The organism is Paenibacillus ihuae (genome assembly GCF_001368795.1).
GTDB lineage: Bacteria > Bacillota > Bacilli > Paenibacillales > Paenibacillaceae > Paenibacillus_AQ > Paenibacillus_AQ ihuae.
Genome location: NZ_LN831202.1, coordinates 31,900 through 37,647 on the forward strand (window position 1 = coordinate 31,900; position 5,748 = coordinate 37,647).

At 49.2% G+C, this 5,748-nt stretch carries 7 protein-coding genes and 1 pseudogene; 4 read left to right on the top strand and 4 right to left on the bottom strand.

The window, feature by feature from the left end:
- The coding region (locus AQR02_RS25960; protein ID WP_148449221.1) for a GNAT family N-acetyltransferase at positions 1-341 on the bottom strand (341 nt) is incomplete at its 3' end.
- A 103-nt stretch (positions 342-444) separates the two neighbouring features.
- Here AQR02_RS25960 and pdxR point away from each other — a divergent pair.
- From pdxR to AQR02_RS25975, 3 genes are all read left to right on the top strand, one after another.
- Positions 445-1,890, top strand: a complete 1,446-nt coding sequence (pdxR, locus tag AQR02_RS25965; protein ID WP_054943264.1) for a MocR-like pyridoxine biosynthesis transcription factor PdxR — start codon at positions 445-447, stop codon at positions 1,888-1,890.
- Positions 1,891-1,908: 18 nt separating this feature from the next.
- Positions 1,909-2,439, top strand: a complete 531-nt coding sequence (locus tag AQR02_RS25970) for a hypothetical protein (RefSeq protein WP_054943265.1) — start codon at positions 1,909-1,911, stop codon at positions 2,437-2,439.
- Between the two features lie 152 nt (positions 2,440-2,591).
- On the top strand, positions 2,592-2,981 hold the full coding sequence (locus AQR02_RS25975; RefSeq protein WP_054943266.1) for a hypothetical protein: 390 nt from the start codon (positions 2,592-2,594) through the stop codon (positions 2,979-2,981).
- 191 nt (positions 2,982-3,172) lie between these two features.
- On the opposite strand, the gene AQR02_RS25980 is transcribed toward AQR02_RS25975, so the two are convergent.
- Together AQR02_RS25980 and AQR02_RS25985 are read right to left on the bottom strand one after the other, a co-directional pair.
- The gene (locus AQR02_RS25980) at positions 3,173-3,724 is read right to left on the bottom strand and encodes an AAA family ATPase (protein WP_054943267.1); all 552 of its coding nucleotides are present in this window, start codon (positions 3,722-3,724) and stop codon (positions 3,173-3,175) included.
- Between the two features lie 159 nt (positions 3,725-3,883).
- A complete protein-coding gene (locus tag AQR02_RS25985; RefSeq protein WP_054943268.1) occupies positions 3,884-4,861 on the bottom strand; it encodes a helix-turn-helix transcriptional regulator in 978 nt (325 codons plus the stop codon).
- 163 nt (positions 4,862-5,024) lie between these two features.
- Here AQR02_RS25985 and AQR02_RS25990 point away from each other — a divergent pair, with 163 nt between their 5' ends.
- Complete coding sequence (locus AQR02_RS25990) at positions 5,025-5,450, top strand: VOC family protein (protein ID WP_054943269.1); 426 nt, start codon at positions 5,025-5,027, stop codon at positions 5,448-5,450.
- Positions 5,451-5,601: 151 nt separating this feature from the next.
- On the opposite strand, the pseudogene AQR02_RS25995 reads toward AQR02_RS25990, so the two are convergent.
- A pseudogene (locus tag AQR02_RS25995) lies at positions 5,602-5,748 on the bottom strand (DNA-3-methyladenine glycosylase); the annotation flags it as partial.

Below are 5,748 nucleotides of genomic sequence, written 5' to 3' on the forward strand. Positions count from 1 at the left end.
AGCAGCGCTTCCCGGCCATATCCTTGGTTCTGATGCCGCTCGTCACCGATGGCGAGACGCAGATTAGCGGTGCGGTTGCCCCGGTCCATATCCTGAATCGCGATGTCGCCGATCACCTCATCAGTCTCTTTAAGGGCAATCAGCAGCAATACGGCACTGTCATCCCCTGCTTTACGGTCGATATATGCTGAAATCTGCTCTTTATTGATATGCCTCTGCGTCCCTGTGAGCCTGCGTACCTCTGCACCATAGAACATATGGTAATACAGTCCGGCATCCTCCCCGTTCAGCGGGCGCAGATATACCTTATCCCCTATTAACAATCCCGAATGCTTGCTCATCATGCCATCCCCTGTCTCTTTTGGTAGCTCTATGGTATTTGAAATCTGTATGTTTTAAAATAGACAAAACCGTTAAATTCCAAAGGACAGATGGGAGAAGCCGATGCTGCTGGTTCCAATGCTCATTGATGACCGTAAGATCCCTTATTACATACAGCTCTATGATTATTTCAAAAAAGAGATCCTCGGCGGCACGCTGCCTGCGGATACCCGCCTGCCTTCCATCCGTACACTGGCCGTCCAGCTGAATATCAGCGCCACTCCCGTCGAGCTTGCCTACCAGCAGCTGTTGTCAGAAGGCTTCATCTCCAGCAAGCCGCGCAGCGGCTACGTGGTCCAGCCCATGCACATGCTCAGCGGGACAGTGGCAGAAGCAGGCGCAGACCATCCGCCGCTGTCCGTTCCACCGATCACCCCCCGTGACTCCCGGCAATATGCTTATGATTTTCATATTTCTAAAAATGACTTCTCCCTGTTCCCCCACAAAATCTGGCGCAGCCTCTACCAGGAGCAGCTGGCCAATCCTGATCTGCTGCAGTATGGCGACCCGCAGGGTGAACCGGCTCTCCGCAGGAGCATCGCAGCTCACCTGCGGCAATTCCGCGGCATGCGCTGCACGGCAGAGCAGGTCGTAATTGGAGGCGATCAGCATACGCTGACTTCGCTGCTCTGCCATATCCTGCCCGGCGGTGAACGGCGGCTTGGGATAGAAGAACCGGGCTACCCTCTGCTGCCGGCTGCTTTCCGCAGGAATGGCTATGAGATCCTTCCGGTTCCTTTACAGGAAGACGGACTTGATGTAGAGAAACTGTATAAGAACAGAGCCAGTAGTGTATATATCTCACCTTCCCACCAGTTTCCGTGCGGCATGATTATGTCCATAGCGAAACGCTATGCCCTGCTGGACTGGGCCCGGACTACCGGCAGCTATATCATAGAAGATGATTATGACGGTGAATTCCGCTACCACGGAAGGCCGGTTCCCGCTTTGCAAGGATTGCTGGAGCGCAGTCCGGTCATCTACATGGGCAGCTTTGCGCAGTCTGTGGCTCCCGCTCTTTGTATTCATTACATGGTGCTGCCGGAGAAGCTGCTGCCGGTATATCACGCTCTGGCGGGGGAGCTGTATCTGGAGCATTCCGCTTCCCGGCTGAATCAGATTGCGCTGCATTATTTTATGGAGAGAGGGTATTTCGCCAGGCATTTGCGGCGGATGCGGGTGCTCTACCAGAGAAAACATGATCTTCTCCTGCAGTCTATCCAGCAGGATTTCGGCGAGCAAGCGTCGGTGCGGGGGCAAGGAGCCGGGTTTCACATCCTGCTCAGGCTTAATTCCGGCACGCCTCCCCGCCTGCTGGCAGAAGCCGCGTCTGCCGCAGGCATCCGCGTGACTCCGATGTCTTATACCTGGTGGGAGCAGCCTTCAATGGATACGCCGGAATTCATCATAGGATTTGGGGGGATCCCTGAAAATTTGATCCAGGAGGGCATCCGCCGGCTGGCGGAGGTATGGCTGCCTTGGTGTAAAGAGGATTCCTCCATCAATTGAGCAGAGAGAGGTGCAAAAATGACGCTTAACCATTACCTGGGATCAGACAGGCCGCTGCGCACCGGAAGCTTCGGTTATGTATACACATACCAAAAGTACGCAGACATCCCCAAATCGGACGACCCAAGTGCACTTCACAACATCATTGATCTATCCCATTTGAATGATACCCTTGTCCAGGTGTTTGAGACTGATCTGGATGCGGCGGGGCTGGAGATCGCAGACGTGACCGCCTTACCGTGGAGGCAGAAGCTGCTTATAACTAAGCCTTATGTGTATGGGATAAGCGGTTCTTTTACTATTAGCAAGGAGATGAGGGAGCAGAGTCCCCTGTCTTTTGAAATCGGACGGAAATGCATCGGACTGCTGCTCTCCCACATGAATGACCATATGGAGGAAGGGGAATCCATGGAAATCTACTCTTGCTGGGACAGTGAGCTGGAGATGAACAGAAACACGGAGCTCGACTCTACCCTTCATCTGCCGGACTTTAAGCTGGGAGACGTCTTCGAACTGGCAGACAAGCAATTGATCCGGGTTACCAAATAGCTGAGACTAACGTTCTCCGTTAGAACAAGCACGCTTTCTTTTATTACATAATATCTTCGTACTGCGCAACAATCCATAATAATTTTCATGGAAACCAATACATTTATTGGGTAAAATAAATTGTGGAGGTGACTTTTATTTTTGAAAAATACATGGGTTTGTTCGCATTTCTGGCAATTATCTTTTTAGTAATAGTGTTTAATAAGTTTTTATTATGGTGGATAAAGGCTACCCTAGTGGCTTATTATTCTGTAATTTCTTATTTTTTTATTACGATTAGAAATAAAATTGATAGAGACTATGAGAATCTTCTTCCTGTACCAGATGCATATTGGGCTAAAAATTCAAGCTGGTTTAATACGATGCAATCTTTGTTATTCTTTCCAATGTTAATAATTCTTCTTTTTGTTTATTACAAATGGTTTACAGGCGTTAGAAGTAAGCAAGCTGAATTTTGGGTTATATTAAGCTGCATTCCAACTGTTATTACTATTTTGTTCTTTGCTTTTATGTTTTCATTTTCATACGGGTACAGACCATGAGGATTGTACCTTTTTACTGCGCTGTTTGCGTCAAATGCGACATAAAACCTCCACTTATCTTGTTCAACTAAACTGCCAGTTAGCGGAACTAAAAATGGAGCAGCTGCCGTTGGCAAACTGCTCCAAATGTGGTTGAACTATCGTACCGTTAGTTGAACAATTTCTTAACCAAAGAATGTATGCTTTAAAACCTACATAAGTTCTGTGATTTCCGTAATTTTCTTAATAACCATCGGTACGTCCTCTTCATTACAGCTGACTACAAAGAGGTGATCAGCTTCGCTATTTTTTGGAGCCGATGCTTCGCTCTTTTGTTGTCGAACAAGCACATCCTCGAACGTTGAAGCACTCCGAAAAATGTCTTTGCTACGCTGGCTTTCTTTTATCCTTAAATGAAGTACGTTATCTGGAATATCAAAATAGACCAGAATGGTTATAAATCCCTTCCTTCGAAAATAGTCCAGTAAGTCCATACGGCCGTTTCGTGTAAGATTAGAATTACATAGAACGAGGTGACAATCGGTCTGATTCACCGCATAATCGACTATTGTTTGAGTAACTGCATATTTCAGCGTATTCGGACCTTCTTTCGGACGTAAGGACTTATAGTAAGCGTTAATGAACAATGCGTGATTATCCTGGTCAATAATAACAACATTTTTCAACTTCAATTCTAATCGTTCAGCGAAAGTCGTCTTACCACTATGTGTTTTACCTACCGCTACGACAACAATTCTATTCATCATTAACCTCCTTACTTTGTTACATTTTATTCCACAGATTATCACGCAATTCTGTCCGTTCGCATGAAGCGTCCGCTGGTCTAATACTTTTTACCTCAGTCTACAACTTTATTTTCTTTGGACAATTACTGCGCTCATCACCAGATGCCGCCGCACGGCTTAGCTGTATTTCCCCAGTATTCCGGCAAGCATGAGCTTCAGCTCCTCCACCAGTTCAGGCGGTTCCTGTACCGTCGCTTCATGGCCGAGGCCGATAATAAACTTAGCGAAGAACCGGAGGTCGTTGCCGGGAACCTCCCCCTCCAGCCAGCCGGAGCCGTCCTCACGGGTATGCAGCAGAGAATCTGACCACACTTCCGCTTCGCAGGCCTGCACCCCTTCACCCGTCAGCTCAATGTACAGCCGGATCTGATTCCGGCTTTTTTCCGTTTGCGGCCCCCCGCCTTGCTTCGCTGCTCCGTATCCATTCCTGTTCCCCAAATGCACCATTCTCAAATCCAGCGGCGTCTGCCCCGAGGAATCATAGTCCACCGAATGAATCCGATCGCAGCGGAACACACGGATATCTTTACGCAGAAAACAATACGCCGGACAATACCACAACCCGTTGCTGGCATAAATACCGACCGGTTGAATCTGCCGCAGGCTTCGCTCGCCTTTGGATTCGTAAGCGATGAGCAGCACCTTTTGCCCGATGCCCGCTTCCAGCAGAATCGACAGGTAAGGAAACTCCGCCTGCCGCGCCGGGGTCAGGAAATCAATCCGGTTCTTCAGCTCATCAATCCGGTCACGGACATCCCCGGACATATAATTATAAAATTTGTGCAATGCGGAAAGCGACTCTTCCTTAAAGGGCAGATACTTGTAATGGCGCAGGGCATGGCTGGCAAAAAAAATCGCCACCGCCTCCTCCTCCGTAAAGGCAATCGGCGGAAGAATCCGTTCGTTCAGCACCTGATAGCCCCCGTGCGGGCCCACCTCTGAATACAGCGGAACCCCGAGTTCGCCCAGCTCCTGCAGATCCCGGAGAATGGTCCGCGTAGACACCCCGAATTCATCGGCCAGCTCTCTGACCGTAAATTTGCGTTTGCGGTTCACGGTCATCATCAGGTCCAGCAGGCGCTTCGATTTAGACATGGTATAGACCCCATTTATTTTATATTCATGACAATAACTGTCACTATTATAGTCTACAATGAAATCAAAGCCCAGCAGAAACGGGCTAATCTACAATTATATAAGTGAATTTAAGAATGCGGAGCTACATTTTTAAGTTCACTTCAACAAGGAGCGATGAAAGATGACGATTGAAGTAAATCCGTTTATCCTGCTTGAGGGAACTGCGCGCGGAGCGGTTTCTTTCTATCAGGAGAGTCTAGGCGCCAAGTTGCTTTTCATGCAAACCGTAGGCGAAGGCCCGCAGAATCCTGGAGCCCCCATGTCTGACGAAGAAAAAGCGCGCATTGCCCATTCCGTGCTGAAGATTGGCGAGACCACAATGTTTATAGCCGATCTGGAACCGGGGCAGACGCGGCAGACCGGCAACGGCCTCAATCTCTGTATTTCCACTGATACTGCTGAAGCCTCGGAACAGCTTTACAGCACCTTGAAGGAAGGCGGACATGTCGACATCGAGCTGGGCCCGGCCTATTTCAGCCCTGCCTACGGCATGGTTACCGACAAGTTCGGCGTGACCTTCCAGATCTTCACGAAGCGGCCGCGTTAGTCAGCCAGCACGCTGTATTATGATGAGATAAAAAGCCGGTAGTCCGGCGGCAATTCCAGACAAAATGCCACGACTTCTACCTTTGTAGAGTGTCATGGCATTGTTCTTGTTACGGGACGCTGACCTACTTACTTCAAGGACTGACTGCTATTTAATACAATGCCCGCCACAAGTAAAAGGTGGCGTAAGCCTCCCAGCCGCGCCAAGGCACCGCCAATTCCAGCAGCTCGGCTGGCGTAGGCTTGCGGTCCATGCCGGTGAGGAATTTCACCGCATTTTGCAGGCCTACATCGCCTAC